Source organism: Streptomyces sp. NPDC048416, from assembly GCF_043200435.1.
GTDB lineage: Bacteria > Actinomycetota > Actinomycetes > Streptomycetales > Streptomycetaceae > Streptomyces.
Map to the genome: position 1 here is coordinate 264,180 of NZ_JBICXU010000006.1, position 26,013 is coordinate 290,192.

Annotated in this window: 20 protein-coding genes and 5 tRNA genes; 13 read left to right on the plus strand and 12 right to left on the minus strand. The window is 70.3% G+C overall.

The genetic code is table 11. The features are described 5' to 3' along the window. On the plus strand, window positions 1-798 hold the full coding sequence (locus ACGFW5_RS11220; RefSeq protein WP_393833910.1) for a sterol carrier family protein: 798 nt from the start codon (window positions 1-3) through the stop codon (window positions 796-798). Window positions 799-1,351: 553 nt separating this feature from the next. Here ACGFW5_RS11220 and ACGFW5_RS11225 read toward each other — a convergent pair. Next, the gene (locus ACGFW5_RS11225; RefSeq protein ID WP_393833911.1) at window positions 1,352-1,507 is read right to left on the minus strand and encodes a hypothetical protein; all 156 of its coding nucleotides are present in this window, start codon (window positions 1,505-1,507) and stop codon (window positions 1,352-1,354) included. A 580-nt stretch (window positions 1,508-2,087) separates the two neighbouring features. Between ACGFW5_RS11225 and purF the strand changes: the two genes are divergently transcribed. Both purF and purM read left to right on the plus strand, forming a co-directional pair. Next, window positions 2,088-3,614, plus strand: a complete 1,527-nt coding sequence (purF, locus tag ACGFW5_RS11230) for an amidophosphoribosyltransferase (RefSeq protein ID WP_393833912.1) — start codon at window positions 2,088-2,090, stop codon at window positions 3,612-3,614. Window positions 3,615-3,655: 41 nt separating this feature from the next. Further along, window positions 3,656-4,753, plus strand: coding sequence for a phosphoribosylformylglycinamidine cyclo-ligase (purM, locus tag ACGFW5_RS11235; protein ID WP_393833913.1), 1,098 nt, complete (start codon window positions 3,656-3,658; stop codon window positions 4,751-4,753). Window positions 4,754-4,942: 189 nt separating this feature from the next. On the opposite strand, the gene ACGFW5_RS11240 is transcribed toward purM, so the two are convergent. Together ACGFW5_RS11240 and ACGFW5_RS11245 are read right to left on the minus strand one after the other, a co-directional pair. Next, entirely contained in the window at window positions 4,943-5,206 is a 264-nt protein-coding gene (locus tag ACGFW5_RS11240) for a DUF3073 domain-containing protein (protein ID WP_393833971.1), read from the minus strand. A gap of 280 nt (window positions 5,207-5,486) precedes the next feature. Further along, entirely contained in the window at window positions 5,487-6,575 is a 1,089-nt protein-coding gene (locus ACGFW5_RS11245; protein ID WP_393833914.1) for a Leu/Phe/Val dehydrogenase, read from the minus strand. Between the two features lie 165 nt (window positions 6,576-6,740). On the opposite strand from ACGFW5_RS11245, the gene ACGFW5_RS11250 reads away from it, so the two are divergent. Both ACGFW5_RS11250 and bldC read left to right on the plus strand, forming a co-directional pair. Then, on the plus strand, window positions 6,741-7,583 hold the full coding sequence (locus ACGFW5_RS11250) for a hypothetical protein (protein WP_393833915.1): 843 nt from the start codon (window positions 6,741-6,743) through the stop codon (window positions 7,581-7,583). A 496-nt stretch (window positions 7,584-8,079) separates the two neighbouring features. Beyond that, window positions 8,080-8,286, plus strand: coding sequence for a developmental transcriptional regulator BldC (bldC, locus tag ACGFW5_RS11255; protein ID WP_003949541.1), 207 nt, complete (start codon window positions 8,080-8,082; stop codon window positions 8,284-8,286). Between the two features lie 390 nt (window positions 8,287-8,676). Here the strand turns inward: bldC and ACGFW5_RS11260 are convergent, their stop codons facing one another. The 3 genes from ACGFW5_RS11260 to hrpA all read right to left on the minus strand — a co-directional run bounded on the left by ACGFW5_RS11260 (window position 8,677) and on the right by hrpA (window position 13,351). Beyond that, window positions 8,677-8,850 (minus strand): DUF6274 family protein, encoded by a 174-nt coding sequence (locus tag ACGFW5_RS11260; RefSeq protein ID WP_328311545.1) that lies wholly within the window; start codon window positions 8,848-8,850, stop codon window positions 8,677-8,679. Between the two features lie 416 nt (window positions 8,851-9,266). Continuing rightward, window positions 9,267-9,341: transfer RNA gene (locus ACGFW5_RS11265), tRNA-Asp, on the minus strand. An 89-nt stretch (window positions 9,342-9,430) separates the two neighbouring features. Continuing rightward, window positions 9,431-13,351, minus strand: coding sequence for an ATP-dependent RNA helicase HrpA (gene hrpA, locus ACGFW5_RS11270; RefSeq protein ID WP_393833916.1), 3,921 nt, complete (start codon window positions 13,349-13,351; stop codon window positions 9,431-9,433). 84 nt (window positions 13,352-13,435) lie between these two features. On the opposite strand from hrpA, the gene ACGFW5_RS11275 reads away from it, so the two are divergent. The 3 genes from ACGFW5_RS11275 (at window position 13,436) to ACGFW5_RS11285 (ending at window position 15,844) form a co-directional block, all read left to right on the plus strand. Continuing rightward, window positions 13,436-13,978 (plus strand): hypothetical protein, encoded by a 543-nt coding sequence (locus tag ACGFW5_RS11275; RefSeq protein ID WP_393833917.1) that lies wholly within the window; start codon window positions 13,436-13,438, stop codon window positions 13,976-13,978. Window positions 13,979-14,051: 73 nt separating this feature from the next. Continuing rightward, on the plus strand, window positions 14,052-14,999 hold the full coding sequence (locus ACGFW5_RS11280; RefSeq protein ID WP_393833918.1) for a DsbA family protein: 948 nt from the start codon (window positions 14,052-14,054) through the stop codon (window positions 14,997-14,999). Further along, a complete protein-coding gene (locus ACGFW5_RS11285; RefSeq protein ID WP_393833919.1) occupies window positions 14,996-15,844 on the plus strand; it encodes a cytochrome c biogenesis CcdA family protein in 849 nt (282 codons plus the stop codon). Before ACGFW5_RS11280 ends, ACGFW5_RS11285 begins: the two co-directional genes overlap by 4 nt. Window positions 15,845-16,041: 197 nt before the next feature. On the opposite strand, the gene ACGFW5_RS11290 is transcribed toward ACGFW5_RS11285, so the two are convergent. The 3 genes from ACGFW5_RS11290 to ACGFW5_RS11300 form a co-directional block, all read right to left on the minus strand. Further along, window positions 16,042-16,118: transfer RNA gene (locus ACGFW5_RS11290), tRNA-Phe, on the minus strand. Window positions 16,119-16,144: 26 nt separating this feature from the next. Continuing rightward, window positions 16,145-16,219: transfer RNA gene (locus tag ACGFW5_RS11295), tRNA-Asp, on the minus strand. Window positions 16,220-16,257: 38 nt separating this feature from the next. Beyond that, window positions 16,258-16,330: transfer RNA gene (locus tag ACGFW5_RS11300), tRNA-Glu, on the minus strand. 282 nt (window positions 16,331-16,612) lie between these two features. Between ACGFW5_RS11300 and ACGFW5_RS11305 the strand changes: the two genes are divergently transcribed. The 5 genes from ACGFW5_RS11305 (at window position 16,613) to ACGFW5_RS11325 (ending at window position 22,353) form a co-directional block, all read left to right on the plus strand. Next, entirely contained in the window at window positions 16,613-16,963 is a 351-nt protein-coding gene (locus ACGFW5_RS11305; RefSeq protein WP_393833920.1) for a metallopeptidase family protein, read from the plus strand. Window positions 16,964-17,401: 438 nt separating this feature from the next. Beyond that, window positions 17,402-17,941 carry a hypothetical protein gene (locus ACGFW5_RS11310; RefSeq protein WP_393833921.1) on the plus strand — a complete coding sequence of 180 codons (540 nt, stop codon included), beginning with the start codon at window positions 17,402-17,404 and terminating at the stop codon, window positions 17,939-17,941. A gap of 198 nt (window positions 17,942-18,139) precedes the next feature. Continuing rightward, the gene (locus ACGFW5_RS11315; RefSeq protein WP_393833922.1) at window positions 18,140-20,395 is read left to right on the plus strand and encodes a DEAD/DEAH box helicase; all 2,256 of its coding nucleotides are present in this window, start codon (window positions 18,140-18,142) and stop codon (window positions 20,393-20,395) included. Between the two features lie 157 nt (window positions 20,396-20,552). Beyond that, window positions 20,553-22,091, plus strand: coding sequence for an amino acid permease (locus tag ACGFW5_RS11320; protein ID WP_393833923.1), 1,539 nt, complete (start codon window positions 20,553-20,555; stop codon window positions 22,089-22,091). Window positions 22,092-22,280: 189 nt separating this feature from the next. Then, a tRNA-Lys gene (locus tag ACGFW5_RS11325) sits at window positions 22,281-22,353 on the plus strand. Window positions 22,354-22,507: 154 nt separating this feature from the next. On the opposite strand, the gene ACGFW5_RS11330 is transcribed toward ACGFW5_RS11325, so the two are convergent. Genes ACGFW5_RS11330 through ACGFW5_RS11340 form a run of 3 tightly spaced genes read right to left on the minus strand, consistent with a single transcriptional unit; the run spans window position 22,508 to window position 25,990 of the window. Beyond that, the gene (locus ACGFW5_RS11330) at window positions 22,508-23,737 is read right to left on the minus strand and encodes a hypothetical protein (RefSeq protein ID WP_393833924.1); all 1,230 of its coding nucleotides are present in this window, start codon (window positions 23,735-23,737) and stop codon (window positions 22,508-22,510) included. A 25-nt stretch (window positions 23,738-23,762) separates the two neighbouring features. Beyond that, window positions 23,763-25,301 (minus strand): tyrosine recombinase XerC, encoded by a 1,539-nt coding sequence (gene xerC, locus ACGFW5_RS11335; RefSeq protein ID WP_393833925.1) that lies wholly within the window; start codon window positions 25,299-25,301, stop codon window positions 23,763-23,765. After that, entirely contained in the window at window positions 25,298-25,990 is a 693-nt protein-coding gene (locus ACGFW5_RS11340; RefSeq protein WP_393833926.1) for a helix-turn-helix domain-containing protein, read from the minus strand. Before ACGFW5_RS11340 ends, xerC begins: the two co-directional genes overlap by 4 nt. Window positions 25,991-26,013: the final 23 nt, after the last annotated feature.

The window sequence follows — 26,013 nt, forward strand, 5'->3', positions numbered from 1 at the left end:
ATGTCCCCGGCCAAGAAGCGCACCCGCAGATACGACCCGGTGAAGATCCGGGCCGCCGTCCTCGCCCAGTTCGGCCACGTACGCGACGGCGTCCGCACGCTCACGCCCGAGCAGCTGGCCCGGCCGACCCGGCTCGGCGACTGGACGGTGCGCGAGCTCGTCGTCCACCACACGATGGCGTTCGGCATGCTGGAGCGCGGGCTCGCCGGGCCCGCGCCGCTCAAGCAGGAGCTCGCGCTGCTGGACTGGCCGTCGGCCACGGGGCGCTCCGCCGGGGAAATCGCTGACAGTACAAGGGAGTTGGCGGCTTCCGTGGCCGACCTGGACGCGCTCTTCGAGGAGCGGGCCGCCCGTGCGGCCGAGCTCTTGAGCGCCACGGCGGACGACCGGCTCGTCCCCACCCGGTTCGGCGCGATGACCTTCGCCGACGCCCTGGTGACCCGGGCCGTCGAACTCACGGTCCACACCGACGACTTGAACGACGCGCTGCCCGAACTCGCCGTCCCGCACGACCGCCAGGCCCTCGCCGCGTGCACCCGGCTGCTCGCCGACGCGCTCGCCCTGAGCGCGCCCGGTGGCTCGGTCGAGGTGCGGATCCCGCCCTACGCGGTGGTGCAGTGCGTGGCCGGCCCCAAGCACACGCGGGGCACGCCGCCCAACGTCGTCGAGACCGACCCGCTCGCATGGATCCGGCTTGCCACCGGGCGGGTGGAGTGGGGGGTGGCGGTTGCCGAGGCGTGGGTGGCGGCGAGCGGCGAACGCGCCGACCTGTCCGCGGTCCTCCCCGTACTGACCTAGCCCCCAACCCCCTGGGGCTCCGCCCCAGCCCCCGCCTCACACCTTGAGCGCGCTCGTCCTCAGTCGCCGGACGGGCTGGGGATGCCGATGCGGGCCGGCACCGGGTGGTTGGGCGGGCTGGGGATGTCCATGCGGGCCGGCGCCGGGCAGCCCATCGGGTTGAGGGTGTCCATGCCGGGCTCGCACCAGTCCTGCCAGGGGCGCGGGGAACTGCGCGAGCAGCGACCACGGTCCGCACTCGAAAGCCGAGGGACCCTGGGGCTCCGCCCCAGACCCCGGTTCGCGCCTGAACGGCGCTCGTCCTCAAACGCCGGACGGGCTGAAGATGCCGATGCGGGCCGGCGCCGGGTGGTTGGGCGGGTCGCTGGGGATGCCGACGTTGGCCGGCGTCGAGTAGCTGCGCGGGGTCGCTGAGGTTGGCGATGCTGGCCCGCACCAGCCCTGCCAGGGGCGCGGGGAACTGCGCGATTAGCCACGCACGGTCCGCACCGGGAAGGCGGGGGCCCCTGGGGCTCCGCCCCAGACCCCGAACGCGCCTGAACGGCGCTCGTCCTCAATCGCCGGACGGGCTGAAGATGCCGATGCGGGCCGGCGCCGGGCAGCCCGGCGGGCTGAGGGTGTCCTTGCTGGCCCGCACCGGGCAGCCCGGCAGGCTGAAGATGCGCATGTCGGCCCGCACCGGGCAGCCCGGCGGGCTGAGGGTGTCCATGCTGGCCCGCACCAGCATCGCCAGGGGCGCGGGGAACTGCGCGAGAAGCGACCACGGTCTGCACCCGAAAGGCGGGGCAAAGCCGGGGCCCTGGGGCCGCCCCATGGCCGTGTTCTGGGGGCGCCCTGCACCCAAAGAGGACGCCCGCTCACCCGGACCGCGTCGCGGGGCGCCCCGCACCCAAAGGAGAGGCCCGCTCACACAGACCGCGTCGCGGGGCCCCCTGCCAAAGGGGACGCCCGCTCACCCCGACCGCGTCGCGCGGCCCCCTGCCAAAGGGGACGCCCGCTCACCCAGCGCACACGCCCCCGCACCCACCGACCCCCCGCCCCCGCAAGGCAACCCCGGGCAAAGCGAACTCCGTCACACTCCCCCACCCGCCCCGCCCCGCGCCCCCCGCAGCCGCAAACCACGCGAACGACCGGCGCACACCCGGGCCCACCTGCGGGGACGCGGGCGGTGGGCGGGTGGGGTGGCCCCGGGAGGGGATGAGGCGCGAAACCTACAAAAAGGGCCGTCGCGGCCACTCGTTCGTATCCCCAATTCGGACCAGTGGTCGATCTCGCCTACACTCGGTGGCGTGCCACGTGGTGACGGACGACTCAACCACGACCTGCTCCCCGGTGAGAAGGGCCCCCAGGACGCTTGCGGCGTCTTCGGTGTCTGGGCTCCGGGCGAAGAGGTCGCGAAGCTCACTTACTTCGGGCTCTACGCCCTCCAACATCGGGGCCAGGAATCCGCGGGCATCGCGGTCAGCAACGGCTCCCAGATCCTCGTCTTCAAGGACATGGGGCTTGTCTCCCAGGTCTTCGACGAGACCTCTCTCGGTTCACTCCAAGGTCATATCGCGGTCGGTCACGCCCGCTACTCGACCACGGGTGCCTCCGTGTGGGAGAACGCTCAGCCGACCTTCCGGGCGACCGCCCACGGCTCGATCGCGCTCGGCCACAACGGCAACCTGGTGAACACCGCGCAGCTCGCGGAGATGGTCGCCGAGCTGCCCAAGGAGAACGGCCGGGCCACCCAGCTCGCCGCCACCAACGACACCGATCTGGTCACCGCGCTGCTCGCGGGCCAGACGGACGAGGACGGCAAGCCGCTGACCGTCGAGGAAGCGGCCGCCAAGGTCCTTCCCCAGGTCCAGGGCGCCTTCTCGCTGGTCTTCATGGACGAGCAGACGCTGTACTGCGCCCGTGACCCGCAGGGCATCCGCCCGCTGGTGCTCGGCCGTCTTGAGCGCGGCTGGGTCGTCGCATCCGAGAGCGCCGCTCTCGACATCTGCGGCGCCAGCTATGTGCGCGAGATCGAGCCGGGCGAGCTCGTCGCCATCGACGAGAACGGCCTGCGTACCTCCCGATTCGCAGAAGCGAAGCCCAAGGGCTGTGTCTTCGAGTACGTCTACCTGGCGCGCCCCGACACCGACATCGCGGGCCGCAACGTCTACCTCTCCCGAGTGGAGATGGGACGCAAACTCGCCGAGGAAGCCCCGGTCGACGCCGACCTGGTGATAGCGACTCCGGAATCCGGCACCCCCGCCGCGATCGGGTACGCCGAAGCCAGCGGCATCCCGTACGGCTCGGGTCTGGTCAAGAACGCCTACGTCGGCCGTACGTTCATCCAGCCCTCGCAGACGATCCGCCAGCTCGGCATCCGGCTCAAGCTGAACCCGCTGAAGGAAGTCATCCGCGGCAAGCGCCTGGTGGTCGTCGACGACTCGATCGTCCGCGGCAACACCCAGCGCGCGCTGGTGAAGATGCTCCGCGAGGCGGGCGCCGCCGAGGTCCACATCCGGATCTCGTCGCCGCCGGTGAAGTGGCCCTGCTTCTTCGGCATCGACTTCGCGACCCGCGCGGAGCTGATCGCCAACGGCATGACCATCGAGGAGATCGGCACGTCCCTGGGCGCCGACTCGCTCTCGTACATCACGACCGACGCGATGATCGAGGCGACGACGATCCCCAAGGACAACCTGTGCCGCGCCTGCTTCGACGGCGTGTACCCGATGGAGCTCCCCGACCCCGAGCTGCTGGGCAAGCAGCTCCTGGAGTCCGAGCTGGCCTCCGGCCCCGCCGCGACCGCGGCCGCCGACGCCCTGCGCCGCCCGTAAAACCCTGCAGTACGACACGAAAGTTCTCCAGAGCCATGTCCATGTCATCTGCTGAATTTGAACAGCGTGCTCCGCACGCGGGCGCTGGTGCCAGCTACGCAGCCGCGGGCGTCGACATCGAGGCGGGCGACCGCGCCGTCGAGCTGATGAAGGAGTGGGTGAAGAAGACGAAGCGCCCCGAGGTCCTGGGTGGCCTCGGTGGATTCGCCGGACTCTTCGACGCCTCGGCCCTCAAGCGCTACGAGCGCCCGCTGCTCGCCTCCGCCACCGACGGCGTCGGCACGAAGGTCGATCTCGCCCGCAAGATGGGCGTGTACGACACCATCGGCCACGACCTCGTCGGCATGGTCGTGGACGACCTGGTCGTCTGCGGCGCCGAGCCGCTGTTCATGACCGACTACATCTGTGTCGGCAAGGTCCACCCCGAGCGGGTCGCGGCCATCGTGAAGGGCATCGCCGAAGGCTGTGTCCTGGCGGGCTGCGCGCTGGTCGGCGGCGAGACCGCCGAGCACCCGGGCCTGCTCGGCCCCGACGACTTCGATGTCGCCGGCGCCGGCACCGGTGTCGTCGAGTACGACCAACTCCTGGGCGCGGACCGGATCCGCGAGGGGGACGCGGTCATCGCGATGGCGTCCTCCGGTCTTCACTCGAACGGGTACTCACTCGTCCGGCACGTGGTGTTCGACCGGGCCAAGATGACCTTGGACCAGCATGTCGAGGAGTTCGGCCGCACGCTCGGCGAGGAGCTGCTGGAGCCCACCAAGATCTACTCCCTCGACTGCCTGGCCCTGACCCGCACCACCGAGGTGCACGGTTTCAGCCACATCACCGGCGGCGGTCTCGCCAACAACCTGGCCCGGGTCATCCCGGACCACCTGCACGCCACGGTCGACCGCTCGACCTGGACGCCGGGCGCGGTCTTCGATCTGGTCGGCACGGCCGGCCAGGTGGAACGCCTCGAACTGGAGAAGACGCTCAACATGGGCGTCGGCATGATGGCGGTCGTCCCCGACGCATCGGTCGACGTCGCGCTCCAGACCCTCGCCGACCGGGGCGTGGACGCCTGGGTCGCCGGCGAGATCCTGGCCAGGGGCGACCACCGCGACGGCGCCGAGCTGACCGGCGACTACGCCAAGTAGCAGCATGTATCGGGCCGCGCCGGGATCCCGGCGCGGCCCCATATGTCTCGCCCCTCTTCACGAGGGCAAGTGCGAAAGCCCGCCTTCGCGACGGCAGCACGAAACCCGGTCAGGGGCGAAGGCCCCGGACCGGGTCGGTGTGCTCAGAGCACCGAGGACGTACGGTGCGCGAAAGCGGGATCAGCGAAGTCAAGCGCCGCGGCGCTGCGACGACGGGCCGGACTCTTCGTCCTCGTCGTCGTCGTCATTCCCGTACAGCTCCGCATAGCGGGCGTACGGGTCGTCGTCCTCCTCGTCCTCCAGTGGCTCCGCGTTCGGCGGTTGGCTCACTGTCGGGCTAGGAGTAGATGCGCCCAGCTCGTTGGCCAGACGCGACAGGTCAGTCCCGCCGCTGCTGTACTTCAGCTGGCGGGCGACCTTCGTCTGCTTGGCCTTTGCCCGGCCGCGCCCCATGGCTCGACCCCCTCGGTGACGGGGCTCGACGGCCCCAGAGTCTTGACACGCGTTCATGATCCGGAACGGACTCTCCGTGGAGAGACCGCGTCCGTAGAGCTTCAACGGTACCTGCTTCCGCGGCCCTACGGTACGCCGCCCGCATGACGTGCCACTTGGCAGAACCAACAAAGCGTGCTGTCCTCGCTGGTCAACCGCGATTTTAACCCCTTCTCGGGGCCCGACCCGCCGACCGGCGTGAGTCATGTCTCTCAGCGCGGCCGACGGGGCCCCCGAAGGCTCAGTGTTGACGTGCCTCCGCCATGCGCTGTTCGGCGATCCGGTCGGCCGCCGCGGCCGGCGGAATGCCGTCCTCCTTCGCACGAGCGAATATGGCCAACGTGGTGTCGAAGATCTTCGACGCCTTCGCCTTGCAGCGGTCGAAGTCGAATCCGTGGAGCTCGTCGGCGACCTGGATCACGCCACCCGCGTTCACGACGTAGTCGGGCGCGTACAGGATCGAGCGGTCCGCGAGGTCCTTCTCCACACCCGGGTGCGCGAGCTGGTTGTTGGCCGCGCCGCACACCACCTTCGCGGTGAGCACCGGCACGGTCTCGTCACTGAGCGCGCCGCCGAGGGCGCAGGGGGCGTAGATGTCGAGCCCCTCGGTACGGATCAGCGCCTCCGTGTCGGCGGCGACCGACACCCCGGGGTGCAGCTCCGTGAGGGCGCGCACCGACTCCTCGCGCACATCCGTGATCACGACCTCGGCGCCGTCGGAGAGCAGATGCCCCACGAGGTGCCGGCCGACCTTGCCCACGCCCGCCACGGCGACCTTGCGTCCGCGCAGCGTGGGGTCGCCCCACAGGTGCTGGGCCGAGGCCCGCATGCCCTGGAAGACGCCGAACGCGGTCAGCACGGACGAGTCGCCCGCGCCGCCGTTCTCGGGGGAGCGGCCGGTCGTCCACTGACAGGTGCGCGCCACGACGTCCATGTCGGCGACGTACGTGCCGACGTCGCAGGCCGTCACGTAGCGGCCGCCGAGCGAGGCCACGCACCGGCCGTAGGCGAGCAGCAGGTCTTCCGTCTTGATCGTCTCGGGGTCGCCGATGATCACGGCCTTGCCGCCGCCGTGGTCGAGCCCGGCCATGGCGTTCTTGTACGACATGCCGCGCGACAGGTTGAGGGCGTCGGCGACGGCCTCCGCCTCGGTGGCGTACGGGTAGAAGCGCGTGCCGCCCAGGGCCGGGCCCAGGGCGGTGGAGTGGATGGCGATGACGGCCCTGAGCCCGGTGGCTCGGTCCTGGCAGAGCACGACCTGCTCATGTCCGCCCTGGTCGGAGCGGAAGAGGGTGTGCAGTACGTCATCGGCTCCGGTCACATCGGTCACGGTGGTGACTCCCAAGTACGAAGCGGCGGTTGACGGCCCGCCTGTGGGTGGGGCGGGCCTGGTTCGGGAGCAGGGTAAGTCCTACGCGCCCGTAGATCAGGCCCAGTGCCGAGGATCACTCTCGCGAGCACGCCACGGGCGCACTCCCGTGGGACGATGCGGGGCATGGCGGTGGTGTCCTCTGTGATCGTTCCGTACGCGTCCTACCTGCGGGTGTACGAGCCCCTTGCCGCCTTTCCCGAGCCCGAACGCGGGCACTGGCAGCGCTATGCGGAGCGCGGACGCGCTCCCGATGTCCAGGACGAACTCCGGCGCGCGCTGGCCGACTTGGTGCCCGTCCCGCCCGTACCGGTGCCCGTGCACGAGAGCGGCGACGCGTTCGTGGCCGAGGCCGACGGGGTGGTGTGCGTCTGCCCCTGGCGGACCCGGCTGCGTGGCTGGCAGGCCCTTGAGGGGCTGGCGGGGCAGTTCCCCGAGCCGGTGCTCGACGCGCTGCTGCCACCGGTGGTGCGCCACCAGGCCGAGGCGGACTACGAGCGCTGGCGGGAGGACAACCCGGACGCCCGCCCGTGGATCTTGACCAGTGTTTGGCACATCCCTGTGACGTGGTTCACGGTCTTTTCGGACGAAGAGCGCGAGTATGCACCGGGTGAGGGCGCGAGCGCGCCCGTGCTGCGCTACCGCACCCCGATGGTCCAGGCGCGGCGCCGCCTGGCGCGGGCGCTGCGGACGGTACGCGACCGCATCGGCGAAGGCCCGCTCACCGAGGGGCTTGTGGACGTCGGGCGGTGGCTGGAGGAGTTCCATCCGCGTTCACTCGTGGAGCTGGACTACGGCGGCCTCGTGCACGCCCTCGCGCACGCGAGTCTGGAGGCGGACCGTTCGGCGGCGGACGTGGCCGAGGGGATCGCCGCGCTGCGGGCCGGGGACGACGCCGGGGCGCAGGAGGCGTACGGACGCTTCACGGAGCGCTGGCGGCCCGTCAAGGAGCGCCGGATGGCCAACTGAGGCTCCGGGGTGGCTCCTGACGGCCCCTGAAGGGGCTTCGCGGGCTCGCTCCAGGACGTAGGTCCTGATCCGGGCCTTTGCCTCAAGCGTGATGGAACGCACTTATCTCGCCCTTGCGCCCAGACCCCACCCTCGTGCCAAAATAGGACAAGGGGTCCGGGGAGGATCCCTTCCGCCCAACTAAGGGCGGATTGCTCGGTATTGCTCGCTATGGGGGGTCTGACGACTCCTGATCGCTCTGTGACTGATCGTCACTGTGGCGTGACTGTCCGCTATGGCATGGTCCATCGGCTTCCGTCGCTGATGAACACCTGGGAGGGCAATTCCATCGGTTTGGCCGACGTGGCTGGACGGATGGTGTAGTTGTAGTGCCGAGGACAAGCCGTTCGTCCTATAACCGACTCGGCTCGCGTCCGCCATTTCGGGCAACGCGGGTCAAGGTGCAGAATTTAGAGGAAAGAACCGAGAAGGTTCGGTTCTCCCGAGGAGGCCGCTCATGACCGCTCGCACCCCTGATGCCGAGCCGCTGCTGACCCCGGCTGAGGTTGCCACGATGTTCCGCGTGGACCCGAAGACGGTGACCCGCTGGGCCAAGGCCGGCAAGCTCACGTCCATCCGCACGCTGGGTGGGCATCGCCGGTACCGCGAGGCAGAGGTCCGCGCACTGCTGGCGGGTATTCCGCAGCAGCGCAGCGAGGCCTGAACAACACCCCAGTAATCCGGGCATTCCGGGGCCCCCACCCCGGCCGAGCCCGCCTATAGCTCCATACGGTGCGCTGCCCGCCCCAACGGGTGGTGCGTCGTCGATCGCGCTGGACTCCGCCGGGTCCAGCGCGATTTTTTTATGTCCGGCCTTGTCCGGCACATCCGGCACCTCCCCCCGCAGCCCCGCGAAGGCTCCGGCGGGCTGGTGCCGTGGCGCCCCACGGGCCGGGCCCTCGGGGTGGTGCAATTGCACATATTAAATCGGGGCGTTGTATGAGAGGTGTAAGTTCACCCGTTCCAGAAACTCGTTTCGTGACTCCCGTCACACCCTCAAGTCCCGTTCGTGCGCAGCCTTTCACCGCCCGGGCGGGGTGCGCGGCGCCATTGGTCACCGGTTGGGGGGACTTTCGTCCTCGGGCCTGACGGGCTCGGAAACCTCCATGGCGAGCCGCAGGAGCCGGTGGCAGACCGCGCAGTGCCGGGTGAGGTGGCGATACCCCAGGGCGGCCGACAGATGGGCACGCAGCAGCGCGCGCGTCTCATGCCTCGACGATGCCGTCATACGCCACCTCCTGGGGCGACCCCCGCTCCCCTTCCTTGCAGGGGTACCGGCGCCGGCCGACCCCGTCAAGGCAGCGGGAACCCCCGGCTCCCGGAGATCTGGGGCAGCCCCGGGCGGGGGACGACGAAACGCCGCCCGCGGAGGGGGGGGGAGGGGTGCGGGGCCTTTGGGGGTGTGCCGGGGCGGGGGAACGACGAAGCCTCGCTCCGGGGGCGGGGCGGGCGGCCTCCGAGGGGTGGCCCCCAGGGAACGACGAAGCCCCGCTCCCAGAGTGGGATGCGGGGCTTCGATCGACTGCGGTCCTGACGGGATTTGCTGTGTTCATGCGCGGCTCCGCCGCGGGGCGCGGCCTCCGGGGGCCCGGGGAAACGACGAAGCCCCGCTCCCAATGTGGGATGCGGGGCTTCAATCGACTGCGGTCCTGACGGGATTTGAACCCGCGGCCTCCACCTTGACAGGGTGGCGAGCACTCCAAACTGCTCCACAGGACCTTGTTTCGCAGCCCGTTGTGCTTGGCTGCGAGTGAGACTCTACAACAGGTCCGCTGGTCAGGTCGAACTCACTCACAGCGATGGCCGGGCTACGGCGCCGCCGCGTCGATCGCCTTCACGATGCGCTTGTCCGAGACGGGGAACGCGGTGCCGAGCGCGTGCGCGAAGTAGCTCACCCGCAGCTCCTCGATCATCCAGCGGATGTCCAGGACCTGTTGCGGGACGGGCCGCCCCTGCGGCAGCTGTTCGAGCAGCCACGCGTACTCGTCCTGCATCTCGTGGACCTTCTCCATGCGCGTGGTGTCGCGCTGGACGGCCGTCGGCATCTGCTGGAGCCTGCGGTCCACCGCCACCAGATAGCGCATCAGGTCCGGCAGCCGCTTGAGCCCGGTGAGCGTGACGAAGCCCGGCGGCACCAGCGTCGCCAGCTGGGTGCGTACGTCGGCCACGTTGGCGACCAGGGTCAGGCTGTTCGTGGCCTTCAGGCGGCGCTCACAGGCCTGCCAGGCCGCCAGGATCTGCTGGACCTGGCCGACCGTGCGCACCGTCGCGTCCACCAGGTCCGCGCGGACCCTGTCGTACAGCTTGCGGAACGATTCCTCGTCCCACGCCGGGCCCCCGTGGTCCGCGATCAGCTTGTCCGCCGCCGCCATGGCGCAGTCGTCGAAGAGCGCCTGGATGGAGCCGTGCGGATTGCGTGACAGGGCCAGCTTCTGCTGGTTGGTGAGCTTGTCGGAGGCGAACTTGGCCGGGTTCACCGGGATGTTCAGGAGGATCAGCTTCCGGGTGCCGCGCCACATCGCCCGCTGCTGCTCGGCCTCGGTGTCGAAGAGGCGTACGGAGACGGAGTCGCCCGCGTCCACGAGCGCCGGGTACGCCTTCACCGGCTGGCCGGCCCGCCGCGTCTCGAAGACCTTCGTCAGGGTGCCGATCGTCCAGTCCGTGAGGCCCGACCGCTCGATGGACTCGCCCGTCGGTCCCGCGGTCGCCGCGGCGGCCTGGGAGAGCGCCTGACGGGCCTTCGGGCGCAGCTGGAGCTTGAGCGCTTCCAGGTCCTTGTCCTCGGCGAGCTTGCGGCGCCGCTCGTCGATGATCCGGAACGTGATCTTGAGGTGGTCCGGTACGCGCGTCAGGTCGAAGTCGTCGGCCGTGACCGGGACGCCCACCATCCGCTGGAGTTCGCGGGCCAGCGTCACCGGCAGGGGCTCCTGCAACGGGACCGCACGGTCCAGGAACTTCGCCGCGTAGTTGGGCGCGGGCACGTAATGCCGCCGGATGGGCTTGGGCAGGGAGCGGATCAGCTCGGTGACGACTTCCTCGCGCAGGCCCGGGATCTGCCAGTCGAAGCCCTCGTCGGTGATCTGGTTGAGGACCTGGAGCGGCACGTGGACGGTCACGCCGTCCGCGTCCGCACCCGGCTCGAACTGGTACGTCACCCGGAACTTCAGCGGACCCTGGCGCCAGGAGTCCGGATAGTCGTCCTTGGTGACGGCGCCGGCCTTCTCGTTGATGAGCATCTCGCGCTCGAAGTCGAGGAGTTCGGGCTCCTCGCGCTTCTTGTGCTTCCACCACGAGTCGAAGTGCGCCCCCGACACGACGTGGTCGGGCACCCGCCGGTCGTAGAAGTCGAACAGCGTCTCGTCGTCCACGAGGATGTCGCGGCGCCGCGCGCGGTGCTCAAGCTCCTCGACCTCGGTCAGGAGCTTGCGGTTGTCGGCGAAGAACTTGTGGTGCGTGCGCCAGTCGCCCTCGACCAGGGCGTTGCGGATGAACAGGTCCCGTGATGCCTCGGCGTCGATGCGGCCGTAGTTGACCTTGCGGTTCGCGACGATCGGCACGCCGTACAGCGTGACGCGTTCGTACGCCATCACCGCGGCCTGGTCCTTCTCCCAGTGCGGCTCGCTGTAGGTGCGCTTGAGCAGGTGCTGGGCCAGCGGCTCGACCCACTCGGGCTCGATCTTCGCGTTCACCCGCGCCCACAGCCGGGAGGTCTCCACGAGCTCCGCCGACATCACGAGCTTGGGCTGCTTCTTGAAGAGCGCCGAACCCGGGAAGATCGCGAACTTGGCGCTGCGGGCGCCCAGGTACTCGTTCTTGTCGGTGTCCTTGAGCCCGATGTGCGAGAGCAGGCCCGCGAGCAGCGAGGTGTGCACGGACTGCTCCGGCGCATCCTCCTCGTTGAGGTGGATGCCCATGGTCTTGGCGACCGTGCGCAGCTGGGAGTAGATGTCCTGCCACTCGCGGATGCGCAGGAAGTTCAGGTACTCCTGCTTGCACATCCGGCGGAAGCTGGACGAGCCGCGTTCCTTCTGCTGCTCGCGTACGTAGCGCCACAGGTTGAGGTAGGCCAGGAAGTCGCTGGTCTCGTCCTTGAAGCGGGCATGCTGCTGGTCGGCCTGCGTCTGCTTGTCGCTGGGGCGCTCGCGCGGGTCCTGGATGGAGAGCGCGGCCGCGATGACCATGACCTCGCGTACGCAGCCGTTCTTGTCGGCCTCCAGGACCATACGGGCAAGCCGCGGGTCGACGGGAAGCTGGCTGAGCTTGCGGCCCTGCTGGGTGAGCCGCTTCTTCGGATCCTTCTCCCCGGGGTCCAACGCGCCCAGTTCCTGGAGGAGTTGGACGCCGTCGCGGATGTTGCGGTGGTCCGGCGGGTCGATGAAGGGGAACTTCTCGATGTCGCCGAGCCCGGCCGCGGTCATCTGGAGGATGACGGACGCGAGGTTCGTCCGCAGGATCTCGGCGTCCGTGAACTCCGGGCGCGTGACGAAGTCGTCCTCGCTGTACAGCCGGATGCAGATGCCGTCGGACGTACGGCCGCAGCGGCCCTTGCGCTGGTTGGCACTGGCCTGGCTGACCGGCTCGATCGGCAGGCGCTGCACCTTGGTGCGGTGGCTGTAGCGCGAGATGCGGGCGGTGCCGGGGTCGATGACGTACTTGATGCCCGGGACGGTCAGGGACGTCTCGGCGACGTTGGTGGCGAGCACGATCCGGCGGCCGCTGTGCTGCTGGAAGACGCGGTGCTGCTCGGCGTGGGAGAGCCGCGCGTACAGGGGAAGCACCTCGGTCGAGCGGAGGTTCTTCTTGATCAGCGCGTCCGCCGTGTCGCGGATCTCGCGCTCGCCGGAGAGGAAGACCAGGACGTCGCCGGGGCCCTCGGCCTGGAGCTCGTCCACGGCGTCGCAGATCGCGGTGATCTGGTCGCGGTCACTGTCCTCGGAGTCCTCTTCGAGGAGCGGGCGGTAGCGCACCTCGACCGGATACGTACGGCCGCTGACCTCGACGATCGGCGCGTTGCCGAAGTGGCGCGAGAACCGCTCCGGGTCGATGGTCGCCGAGGTGATGACGACCTTCAGGTCGGGGCGCTTCGGTAGCAGCTGGGCCAGATAGCCGAGCAGGAAGTCGATGTTGAGGGACCGCTCGTGGGCCTCGTCGATGATGATCGTGTCGTAGGCGCGCAGCTCGCGGTCCGTCTGGATCTCGGCGAGCAGGATGCCGTCGGTCATCAGCTTCACGAAGGTCGCGTTCTGGTCGACCTGGTCGGTGAACCGGACCTTCCAGCCGACGGCCTCGCCCAGCGGGGTCTTCAGCTCCTCCGCGATGCGGTCCGCGACCGTGCGGGCCGCGAGCCTGCGGGGCTGGGTGTGCCCGATCATGCCGCGCACTCCGCGGCCGAGTTCCAGGCAGATCTTGGGGATCTGGGTGGTCTTGCCTGAGCCGGTCTCACCCGCGACGATCACGACCTGGTGGTCGCGTATCGCCTGAAGGATCTCGTCCTTCTTCTGGCTGACCGGAAGCTGCTCGGGGTAACTGACCTCGGGCATGCGGGCGGCCCGCCGGGCGATGCGCTCGGCGGACTTCTGGGCCTCGGCGGCGATCTCGTCGAGCACGGCCTGGCGGGCCTCGGGCTTGCGGATGCGGCGGGCGCCTTCGAGACGGCGGCCCAGGCGGTGGGCGTCGCGCAGCGAGGCCCCGTCGAGCAGCGTCTGGAGATCGGCGAAGGAAGTAGACATACCTGGTTCAGGATCTCACCCGCCGAGGACGAGTGGCGAACGCATTTCGGCGCCGCCCGGGCCCCACCCCGTACCATTTCGGGCATGCCCCGCTCCCGAGCCCCGCGCCGCCGCCTCACCGCGGTGCTCGTGCTGGTGCTCGGGGTGCTCGCGGTGACCCTGTGCGGGCCCGCATCGACGGCCACGGCCGCGCCCGCCGTGCCGGTGCCCGCGCCGACGCCGACGCCGCCGAAGTGGGTGCCGTCGCCCGCCGTCGCGGCCGACCGGGATGCGGGGGCGGGTGCTCTCGCGGATGCCGGGCCCGCGACCTCTGCGCCGGGGCGTCCGGGCGTGGCCGCCTTGCCGGAGGCCGGAGCTGCGGGTTCCGTGCCCGGGCGTCCGTTGGTGGCCGCCTTCGCGGACCGGCCGGGTACGCCCGGCTGCAAGCAGGGGGGCCGGCACCAGGAATCGGAACCCGCCGTGCCCGCCCGGGCCCGCGCCGCGCACGATCTGGCTCCCGTCCTCGGGGGCGGCCGCCCGGGCCACGCCGAGCCGTGCGGCCTGTACGCGGCCCACCGCGACCCGCCGCTCCTCGGGCCCACGCCGAGCGCGCCGGGCCCGGTCGAACTCTCGGTGCTCAGGGTCTAGACGCCGGTCCCGCTTCATCCAGCGACCGCCGTCCCCTTTCCCGTACGCATGGCCGTACGCACCGGAGTTCCGCATGCCCAAGAACACGAAGCCCGCCAAGAACACGAAGCCCGCCAAGAACGCGAAGCCCGCCAAGTCCGCCAAGTCCGCACGGTCTGCCACGTCCGGCGCGTCCGCCAAGTCCAGGAAGCCGTTCCTGATCGGGGCGGCCGTGGTGGCCGCCGCCGCTCTCCTCGGGTTCGCCTCCTACCAGGCGACAACCCCGGACACGAAGCCCAGCGTCAACGACCAGGCCTCCGCATCGGACCCGGGCGAAGGCTCCCCGGAGGCCGCGAAACTGGCCCGCCGCGAGGCGAAGGACCCACTGGCCCAGGGCCGCCCGGACGCGCCCGTTGTGATGATCGAGTACGCCGACTTCAAGTGCTCGTACTGCGGCAAGTTCGCCCGCGACACCGAGCCCCAGCTCGTGAAGAAGTACGTCGACAGCGGCACCCTGCGCATCGAGTGGCGCAACTTCCCGATCTTCGGCGCCGAGTCGGAGGCGGCCGCGCGCGGGGCCTGGGCCGCCGGGCAGCAGGGCAAGTTCTGGCAGTTCCACGCGGCGGCGTACGCGGAGGGCTCGAAGGAGAAGGGGTTCGGGGAGGCCCGTATGAAGGCGCTGGCCGATCAGGCCGGCGTACCCGACGCGGCGCGCTTCGCGGCCGACGTGGACAGCGACGCGGCGAGGACGGCCGTGAAGAAGGACCAGGACGAGGCGTACGGCCTGGGCGCCACCTCGACTCCCTCCTTCCTCATCAACGGCGCCCCGATGGCGGGCGCCCAGCCGATGGACGAGTTCACGCGAGCCATCGACGCGGCGGCGAGGAAGGCCGGGGCGGCCGGGGCGGCTGGGACTGGCAAGGCCGGGACTGGCAAGGCCGGGACTGCCGGGACCACCGGAAGCTCCGGAACCGCTGGGTCTGCCGGTACGCCTGCCGGGGCCGCCGGAACCTCTGGAACCGCCGGGGCGGCGCAGGAATGACCTCCGACGTTGGATATCTGGCCGCGTTCCTGGGCGGCCTGCTCGCTCTCCTCAGCCCGTGCAGCGCGCTGCTCCTGCCCGCCTTCTTCGCGTACTCCATCTCCAGCCGCACCAGGCTGCTCGCCCGCACCGGCATCTTCTACGCGGGCCTGGCGACCACCCTGGTGCCGCTCGGGGCGGCGGGCTCGTACGCGGGGCGGCTCTTCTACGGCCACCGGGACCAGCTGGTCCTGGCGGGCGGCTGGCTGATCATCGCGCTCGGCGCCGCCCAGATCCTGGGCATGGGCTTCGCGAGCCGGCGCATGACGGAGCTGTCCGGGAGGATCCGTCCCACGACCGCGCTCTCGGTGTACGCGCTGGGCGCGGTCTACGGCCTTGCCGGGTTCTGCGCGGGTCCGATCCTGGGCAGCGTCCTGACGGTGGCGGCGGTGAGCGGAAGCCCGGTCTACGGCGGTCTGCTGCTCGCGGTGTACGCCCTGGGCATGGCCGTGCCGCTCTTCCTCCTGGCCCTGCTGTGGGAACGCTTCGAGCTGGGGGGCCGCGCGTGGCTGCGCGGCCGGGTCGTGAAACTGGCCCGCTTCGAGCTGCACACCACCTCGCTCCTGTCGGGCCTGTTCTTCATCGCGCTGGGTGCCCTGTTCCTCGCGTACGACGGGGCGACCGGACTGTCCGGCCTGCTCGATGTCGACGACTCGTACGCGGTGGAGGAGTGGACGAAGGGCATCGGCGACGCGGTCCCGAACTGGGCCCTCCTGACGGCCCTCGTGGCGGTGGCCGCGGTGGTCCTGGGCGTACGCGGCTGGCGCGCGCGAACCCGCGAGCCGGCCGCCCCGGAGGAAACCTGAGCAGACCGGTGCGCAGGGGGCCCGTCGGGCGGGGACGGGCCCGGGTGTCGCCGTGAGGGCGATCGCTCGGACCAACTGAGCTGCCCAGCCAAGGTGTTTCACGTGAAACAACGCCGGGAGCTCGGCGTGGGGGAGCCGGGTTTTTTCCGTCCCTGGGTATGACGAAAGCCCCGACCGGGTGGGTCGGGGCTTCCGGATGGTGGCTGGGGCCGGGGTCGAACCGGCGACCTATCGCTTTTCAGGCGATCGCTCGTACCAACTGAGCTACCCAGCCACGTAGTCCACCGAAATGAACTACAGCGGTCCTGACGGGATTTGAACCCGCGGCCTCCACCTTGACAGGGTGGCGAGCACTCCAAACTGCTCCACAGGACCTGGCTTGTGCGAGACCAAGTCTCGCACAGGATTGTGCGTGCCCCCAACGGGATTCGAACCCGTGCTACCGCCTTGAAAGGGCGGCGTCCTGGGCCACTAGACGATGAGGGCTAATTGGCCCGCCTGGGCGCTTTGCAGCGCGTCGGGGACGTGAGAAGCATATGGGATGCGGGGAGGTATCGCCAAAACGGTTTCCCGGGAGGTCGTCGAGGCGGGCACGGACGGGATCCGCCGGGGCCGAGAACAGCCCCGGGCGCTCGGTGTCGGCCCGGCCCGGGACCGGGTGGCGCGGGCGGCCCGACGACTGGCCGGCCGGTCGTCGGAGCGGCGGCGCAGGGGGTGCCATGCCGCGCGGACGCGCCTCTGTGCGGGTGCGTGACCCACAATGGGCGGGTGCTGGAGATGACGCGCGAGGAGTTCGAGGAACTGGTCGGCGAGGCGCTGGACCGGATCCCGCCCGAGCTGACCCGGTTGATGGACAACGTCGCGGTGTTCGTCGAGGACGAGCCGGCCCCGGACGACCCTGAGCTGCTGGGCCTCTACGAGGGAACCCCGCTCACCGACCGGGGTGAGTGGTACGCCGGTGTGCTGCCCGACCGGATCACCATCTACCGGGGGCCCACGCTGCGGATGTGCGAGACGCGCGAGGCCGTGGTCGCCGAGACGGAGGTGACGGTGGTGCACGAGATCGCCCACCACTTCGGCATCGACGACGAACGCCTCCACGCGCTCGGGTACGGATGACCAGACCGCCCGGGTCTGCGCGCGCGCCGCGTACGGGTGGCTAGACCTTCGGCGGTCTCCGCGCGCGTCGGGCGCGGGTGGCCTCACCTTCGGCGGTCTCCGCGCGCTTCGGGTGCGGGTGACTCGGCCTGCGGCTCTGTGCGCGCGCCGGGTACGGGCGGCCCGACCCCCGCCGGTCTGTGTGTGCGCTTCGTGCGCGGGCGGCCCGACCCCCGCCGGTCTGTGCGGGCGCGCCTCGTGCGCGGGCGGCCCGACCCCCGCCGGTCTGTGTGTGCTCGGGTATGCGTGACCTCCGGGAGCCGTACGTGTCCCGGGGCGGGAGCGTGTGCTCGGACGGGTGTCGGGCGCAAGCCGGGTGCGGCGCGGGCGTGTCCCCCGTGGGGGCGCGGGAGTTGGAACGTACGACCCCACCGCTCCCGTGTCCCGGAGGTGCCCCCCGTGCGCCAGTTGACCACCCCTGCCCGCCTGGCCGAGCTGGCCGTGACCGTTCTGGTGCTCGCGGCGTCGGCGGGCTGCATGAGTGTGAGCGACGAGGAGGGCAGGCCGAAGCCCTCGGTGTCCGCCGGGCGGCACGGCGAGGCGGCGGCCCGGCCGGAGGAGGGCAAGGGCGGTGCGGGCGCGGGCAAGGGGCGTACCGGCAAGCACGACCCGAAGGCGTCGGGCGGGCCGTCGGGGTCCGCGAGGCCCAGCGGGTCGCCGGCGGCGGGGCCGGCCGCGCCCTCGGCGGGCGGCAATCCGAAGCCGGGCGGCGCGGGCCAGGCCAAGCCCTCGCACGGCGCCTCGCAGCCGGCCGCGTCGCCGAGCCACGCGGATCCGACCCCGCCGCCCGTCTCACCGCCCCCGCCGCCGGTCTCGCCGCCTCCGTCGCCCTCTCCGTCCACGACTCCCGGAGCCGACGCGCACAACAGCGCGCTGCGCGCTCACCCCGCTCCGATCGAGCCGGAGCCGGCCGCATCACCGCAGGTCGGACCGGTTTAGGGGGACTCGGTTTGCCTTAGGGGGGTGAGGGTGCGTATGGTAGTAGATCGTTTGATCCCATTGCCCGGCGCCGACACAGAAGAGCGCCGTGTGGCGCGTACTCTCCCTAGCCGTGGCTGACCGCATTGAGGCGGTCGAATTGCGAATTCACGGAGTTGACGGGCGCGTGCCGAGACTCCGGAAGGTTTCGCATTTCGCATGTCCATTTCCAGCACTGATCACTCCGTCCTGCCCGAGAACGAGAACACCGACGCCATCGAGGCCCCCGCGAACGACGTCGTCGAGGCCGTAGCGGCCTCCGACGTCACCGAGGTCGTCGAAATCGTCGAGATCGTCGAGTCCGAGGCGGACGAGAACACCGAGCCCACCATCACGTTCGCGGAGCTCGGTCTCCCCGAGGGCGTCGTGCGCAAGCTCGCCCAGAACGGCGTGACCACCCCCTTCCCGATCCAGGCCGCGACCATCCCGGACGCCCTGGCCGGCAAGGACATCCTCGGCCGTGGCCGCACCGGCTCCGGCAAGACCCTCTCCTTCGGTCTGCCGACCCTGGCCACGCTGGCCGGCGGCAGCACCGAGAAGAAGAAGCCCCGCGCGATCATCCTCACGCCGACGCGTGAGCTCGCGATGCAGGTCGCGGACGCGCTCCAGCCCTACGGCGATGTGCTCGGCCTGAAGATGAAGGTCGTCTGCGGCGGCACCTCGATGAGCAACCAGATCTACGCCCTGGAGCGTGGCGTCGACGTCCTCGTCGCCACCCCGGGCCGACTGCGCGACCTCATCAACCGAGGCGCCTGCTCGCTCGCCAACGTCCAGGTCGCCGTCCTCGACGAGGCCGACCAGATGTCCGACCTGGGCTTCCTGCCCGAGGTCACCGAGCTGCTCGACCAGATCCCCGGCGGCGGCCAGCGCATGCTCTTCTCCGCCACCATGGAGAACGAGATCAGCACGCTGGTCAAGCGCTACCTGACGAACCCCGTCACGCACGAGGTCGACAGCGCGCAGGGCAACGTCTCGACGATGACCCACCACGTCCTGGTCGTGAAGCCGAAGGACAAGGCGCCGGTCACCGCCGCCATCGCCGCCCGCAAGGGCCGCACGATCATCTTCGTCCGTACCCAGCTGGGCGCGGACCGCATCGCGGAGCAGCTGTGCGAGTCGGGCGTGAAGGCCGACGCGCTGCACGGCGGCATGACGCAGGGCGCCCGTACCCGCGTTCTTGAGGACTTCAAGAAGGGCTACGTCAACGCGCTCGTCGCCACCGACGTCGCCGCGCGCGGCATCCACGTCGACGGCATCGACCTGGTCCTCAACGTGGACCCGGCCGGTGACCACAAGGACTACCTGCACCGCTCGGGCCGTACCGCCCGTGCCGGCAAGTCGGGTGTCGTCGTCTCCCTGTCGCTGCCGCACCAGCGCCGCCAGATCTTCCGGCTGATGGAGGACGCGGGCGTCGACGCCTCGCGCCACATCATCCAGAGCGCCGGCGCGTTCGACCCGGAGGTCGCCGAGATCACCGGCGCCCGTTCGCTGACCGAGGTCCAGGCCGACTCCGCGAACAACTCGGCCAAGCAGGCCGAGCGCGAGGTCGCCGAGCTCACCAAGGAGCTGGAGCGTCTGACGCGCCGCGCCGGCGAGCTGCGCGAGGAGGCCGACCGTCTGGTCGCCCGTGCCGCCCGTGAGCGCGGCGAGGACCCGGAGACCGCGGTCGCCGAGGCCGCTGCCGCCGCCGAGGCCGAGGTCGCGGCTGCTGCTGCCGCCGCTGCCGTGCCGGCCCAGTCGGAGGTCCGCGAGGACCGCGGCACCTTCCAGCGCCGCGACGACCGGGGCAACTTCGAGCGCCGCGACAACCGTGGCGGCGACCGCGGCGACCGTGGCGGCTTCAACCGCGACAGCCGTGGTGGCGAGCGCGGTGGCTTCAACCGTGACCGTGGTGGCGACCGCGGTGGTTTCCAGCGCCGTGACGACCGCCCCTCCGGCGGCTTCCGCCGCGACGACCGTCCCTCGGGCGGGTTCCGTCGTGACGACCGTCCCTCGGGTGGCTTCAACCGTGACGACCGCGGTGGCGACCGTGGCGGCTTCCGCCGCGACGACCGTCCCTCCGGTGGCTTCCGTCGTGACGACCGTCCCTCGGGCGGTTTCAACCGTGACGACCGCGGTGGCGACCGTGGCGGCTTCCGCCGCGACGACCGTCCCTCGGGCGGCTTCAACCGCGACGACCGCGGCGGCTTCAACCGTGACCGTCGTGACGAGCGCCCCTCCGGCGGCTTCAACCGCGGTGGCAGCGACCGTCCGTTCAACCGCGACCGTCGTGACGACCGTCCCACCGGCGGTGGCTTCCGCACCGGCGGCCACGACCGCCCGCAGGGCCGCCGTGACGAGCACCGCGGTACCGGCACCAGCACCGGCTCCTTCGGCCGTCGTGACGACAAGCCCCGCTGGAAGCGCAACGGCTGATCCAGTCGCCTGACGCATCCTCAGGGCCCGTACACCACCTGCCCGGTGGCGTACGGGCCCTTGCGCGTGCCCCCACGTGCCCCGCATCCGACGCCCCGTCAGATTCCGGCCACGGTTCGGCGCATGCCGCACCTCTGGCGAGGGAATCGCTGGGGGCATGACAAACGACGCCAGACCTGGTTCAGCCCCCGGCTCCCCGGGGGGACAAGGCACCGCAGGCGCACCGTCGAGCGACGAAGAACTGCTGGCGCAGCTGGGCTACAAGCAGGTGCTCGCCCGCCGCATGTCGGCGTTCTCCAACTACGCCGTCTCGTTCACGATCATCTCGGTGCTGTCCGGCTGCCTGACGATGTACGCGTACGGCATGAAGACCGGCGGGCCCGCCCTCATCACCTGGGGCTGGGTGGCGGTGGGCCTGATGACGCTGGTCGTCGGCCTCGCGATGGCCGAGATCTGCTCCGCCTACCCGACCTCGGCGGGCCTGTACTTCTGGGCGCACCGCCTCGCCCCGCCCCGGCAGGCCGCGGCCTGGGCGTGGTTCACGGGCTGGTTCAACGTGCTCGGCCAGATCGCGGTGACCGCGGGCGTGGACTTCGGCGCGGCGTCGTTCCTCGGGGCCTACCTGAACCTCCAGTTCGGCTTCGGGGTCACTCCGGCCCGCACGATCATGCTGTTCGCGGCGATCCTGCTGCTGCACGGCCTCCTGAACACGTTCGGCGTGCGCATCGTGGCGTTCCTCAACAGCGTGAGCGTGTGGTGGCACGTCCTCGGCGTGGCGGCGATCGTCGCGGCCCTGGCCCTCGTTCCGGACACGCACCGCTCGACGTCCTTCGTCTTCACCGACTTCGTCAACGAGACCGGCTTCACCAACAGCGTGTACGTCGTCCTGATCGGCCTGCTGATGGCCCAGTACACCTTCACCGGGTACGACGCCTCCGCGCACATGACGGAGGAGACCCACGACGCCTCCACGGCCGGCCCGCGCGGCATCGTCCGCTCCATCTGGACGTCCTGGATAGCGGGGTTCGTCCTCCTCCTCGGCTTCACCTACGCGATCGGCTCGTACGACACCCAGCTGAACTCCGACACCGGCGCACCCCCCGCCCAGATCCTCCTGGACTCCCTCGGCGCGACGGGCGGCAAGCTCCTGCTGCTCGTGGTGATCGGCGCCCAGCTCTTCTGCGGCATGGCGTCGGTCACCGCCAACTCCCGCATGATCTACGCCTTTTCCCGCGACGGCGCGCTGCCCTTCTCCCGCCTGTGGCACACCGTGAGCCCCCGCACCCGTACGCCGGTGGCGGCGGTCTGGCTGGCCGCGGGGGCGGCGCTGATCCTCGGCCTCCCGTACCTCATCAATGTGACGGCGTACGCGGCCGTGACGTCGATCGCGGTGATCGGCCTCTACATCGCGTACGTGATCCCCACGTTGCTGCGCCTGTTCCGCGGCGACGCCTTCGCCCGGGGCCCCTGGCACCTGGGCCGCTGGTCGCGCCCCATCGGCATCGTGGCGGTGGCCTGGGTGGCGGTCATCACAGTCCTTTTCATGCTGCCGCAGGTCTCCCCGGTGACCTGGGAGACCTTCAACTACGCCCCGATCGCGGTCCTGGCGGTCCTGGGCTTCGCGACGGCGTGGTGGCTGGCGTCGGCCCGCCACTGGTTCCTGCAACCGACGCGGGGGGCGGCGCCGCGGGCGTGACGTGGGGGCGGGGTCCCGTGCCGGGGTGCTGGGCGGGGGCGGGGGCGGGTTCCGATCCCGTGCCGGGGCTCGGCTGACGGGCCCCGCGGGGGACGCTCGGCCACCTCCCCCGACCCGTGACGGGCCCGACACCCGATACCCGATCGGCTGCGCGGCGCCGTCCGGCTATGCTCAGGGGTGACTCGCCAAGGGCCATTAGCTCAATTGGCAGAGCAGCGGACTTTTAATCCGTTGGTTGTCGGTTCGAGTCCGACATGGCCTACATCGAGTGGCAGAGGATTTACCTCCTCTGACCTGCACAGGAGCGCCCCGGCCGGGGATCATCGGCCGGGGCGCTCCTGTGTTCTGAGGGTCAGTTGGGGCCCGTGCGTGAGCGATGCGTGAGCGGACGTTCCGGGGCGGGGCGTCATTCAGCGCTACTGAGCAGGCTCGGCGGGGACGGGAGGCGTATCCAGCACATCCTCGATGGCTGCCACGGCTTCCGCTAGGCGACGGTAGACCCGTGCTGGGCGCCCCAATCGTTTCAGGCCGTGCTGGAGCGGATCGCGCATGTGCTTCTCGCAGACGACGAAGTCTGCGTACCCGGCCGCACAGGATAGGTAGACCATGTCCGTTAGGTCATTGGGGTGCCAGGTTGTCTTTCGGTTGAGGTGCCGACTGTGCAGCATCTCTCGGAAGAGCCCGACGGCCGGAGACTCCGCTAGCGCGCGTGCCCATCCCTTAGGGCCCCACTGCTGGAACAGGTCGACGGGAACCTGTGCCGCGGCTGCCTCCTCAGCTAGCTCCAGCTGCAGATCCCGTAGAAGGTAGCTGTCAACGGCGTTGCGCTTCTGCTGCGAGTCCTGGCCCGACTCGTCCAGCCAGTCACTGAAGCGCTGGCTTCCCGCCGTCCAGCCGGTGTCCGGCCCCCTCTCAAGCTGCTGTGTATCGAGCATGACGTCGATGGAGGCGGCGGCAGCCATCAGCGCCCTGGTTTGGAAGGCCAACTGGTCCCGGAGCAAGGGCGGATGCTCGGAGTTGGCCCACCGGGTCGGCGAGTAGAGGGCATTTGGGTCGAGCGTGATGACCGGGGCGGAGCGCATGCTGCCGAGCCGTTCCAAGCGGTGGCAGAAAGCATCGTGAATTTCGTTGCGCCGGACTTGCAGTGGATCACGCATTTGCCAGCCTCGGCTGTACTGCAGGACTGTCAGCCCGAGGCCGTAGCGCTGGGCGGTGTCGAATCGTTTGCCGGTCTCGTAGTAGTGGCCCACAGAAGCCGGTAGGACGATTCGGCGTTGCTCCACCCATTCCTTGAGCTTTCGGGCAGCGACCTGGTGCTCCGCGCTGCTCTTCTGCTCGTTATGGACGGTGTTGCTGATCATGCTCCACTGGTTCTGGTCGAGGTACACGACAAGGCGTCCAGCCAGCTGATCACCAGCGCCTTCCAGGGGCATCTCGAAGAGAATCTGGTCGCCCTTCAGGGTGGTGGCGAGTAGAGCCCCATATGCCGGGGTGAAGTCCAACCTGGCCAGCGCGCTCGAGTCTTCGAACGGGGAGGGATCCAGCGGGAGCTGAGCCTCCTTCCCGTCCGAGCGGGTCAGCACTGTGCGCGATGCGGCGCGGTCCATCGTGATCAGCGTGATGGACAGAGTGCTGTCGGTTTCCACGACAGCAATCATGCGGGGCTCTTGCTCAGGATGTGACCTGGTTTGTTTCCAGGACTTCCTCCCGGCGGGCACGGGGCACCAACTGGGCGGCTGCCTCTGCCGTCGCCCGGTCCACCTCGGGCAGCAGACTCGTATACGTGTCCGAGGTCAGCGTGATCGTGGAGTGCCGCAGCGTCTCCTTGATCGTGTGGAGGTCGCCGCCGCTTCCGTGCGTGATCGTCGCGGCGACGTGCCGGAGATCCCGGAGGGTGATCGGTGGCAGGTCGGTGGTGGCGAGGATGCGCCGGAAGGTCGCCGAGGCGGTCTCCGGGTGGAGCCATGAGCCGTCCTCCTGCGTGAAGACCTTGCCGGTCTCCTTCCAAGCGGCACCCCATTTCTCGCGCTCTGCGTCCTGGCGTTCGCGGTGGGCGCGCAGCACGGCGACGTTCAGGCTGTCGAGCGCAATGGTGCTCGCGCTGCCGTCCGTCTTGGGCGCCGATTCGTACGGGTCCCAGCCGTCAACGACCAGCTCCTTGGCCGGGGTGATCTGGCCGGCGTCGAGGTCGACGTCCGTCCACTCCTGGCCGACGCCTTCGCCGCGCCGCAGACCGCGGGTGCCCATGAGGTGGAAGAGCGGGTACAGACGGTCGCCTTCGGCGGCGTCGAGGAAGACGCCGATCTGGGCCGGGGTCCACACCATGACAGGGGAGGGCTTCTCCCCGGTCGCCCGCCAGCGTGCCACCCGCTCCTCGGTCCACAGCAGGGGCTTGGGCCGCTTGCCCGACTCCAGTTCGACGTGGGAGGCCGGATTGAAGGTGATGTACTGGCGGCTGATCGCGGCGTTGAGTGCGGCCCGCAGGGTGCGGCGGATGCTCTGTCGCGTCGCCGGTCCGGTCTGCCGCCGGAACGGCTTCATCTCCGCGAGCGCAGCCCGCTCCTTGGCCAGTCGCTGACGCTCGCTCGCGACCGGACGTCCCGGCTTGCTCGGCTTGCACCGGGCGATCTGCGCGAGCCGGGCCGCGGTCTCTGAAGCGATCACCTCGTTCTCGTCGGCGATCGCGTCGAACATCTCCACCAAGTGGCCGACGTTCAGCCGGTCCAGACGGACATGGCCGATCCGGGGCTTGAGGTGCACACGGATATGCCCCGCGTATCCGTTGATGGTGGTCTTGCGGCTCTTCTTGCCCGCGAGCCAGATGTCCAGCCACTCACCGACGGTCATCTTGCCGACAAGGTCCTGCCCGGCACGGAGGCGGCGCCGGGTCTCCTCTATGTCGGGGAGCGGGGCCTTGTCTTCGACGATCTGCTCCAGCAGGGCGACGATGCGCTCCAAATCCTCCGGCTCGTCGGCATCGGCCAAGGCGATGAGGCCGCGGACGTGGTCGAGGTCGGCCTGGGCAGTCTTCAGCGACTCGTAGCCCGCTCGGTTGAAGGCACGGCGGGTGCCGTCCTCGCGGGGCGGCAGCTCCTGGCGTATGGAGTACGAGCCGTGCTTGCGGCTGGCCAGCTTGGGGCAGTTCTTGCCGAGCGGCTTGCCGGTCTTCGCGTCGCGGCAGTAGCAGCGGCGGTGGGTGGAGCCCTTCAAAGGCGTTCCTCCGTGGTGTCTGTGTCGGTATCGGGTTCGGGCGGGTCTACGTCGTTCAGCGCGGGTGGCAGATCGGGCGTGACGGCTCCCTCCTCGCGGAGTTCGCGGCGGAGGATGCGGAGCCGGTATTTGGCGGCGATGGCCTGATCGCCGTACTTGGCCCGCTGGCGCTCTGCTTCTTCCTGCTGAGCGCGGCTGGTGGCTGTCTTGGCCGCGAACCGTGCCCGTTCTTCCTCCTCGAGCCCGGCGAGGGCCGTACGGACGAGGCTGGCGTGACGCTCGAAGTCGGGGACCAGGCCCGCGTCGTAGCCGGGTACGTGCTCCTCGCCGGTGAAGCGGCGCAGGGCTTCCCAGGTGGGCACGAGCTGCTGGAACGGGAGTTCCTGGGTCTCCTCGACGTAGCCGACCGGGAAGATCAGGCAGGCCGGGTACGTCTTCAGGGCGGCGGCCAGGACCATGACGTCCACGAGGGGGAGGTTGGCCCGGCGGCCGGACTCCATGTTGGCGATCACGTTGCGTGGGATGGGATGCCCGAGCTGCGCGCAGCGGTCCGCCAGTTCCTGCGCGCTCCATCCCCGCTCCTGCCTTCTGCGCCGGACTTCGCCGGCCACGTTCGCCTTGACCCGGTCCTCCCACTCCGGGAAGTCGTCGTCCTCGTCGGTTCCATCATCGAAACGGCACTGTGTCATGCAGACACATTAACTTCGTCATC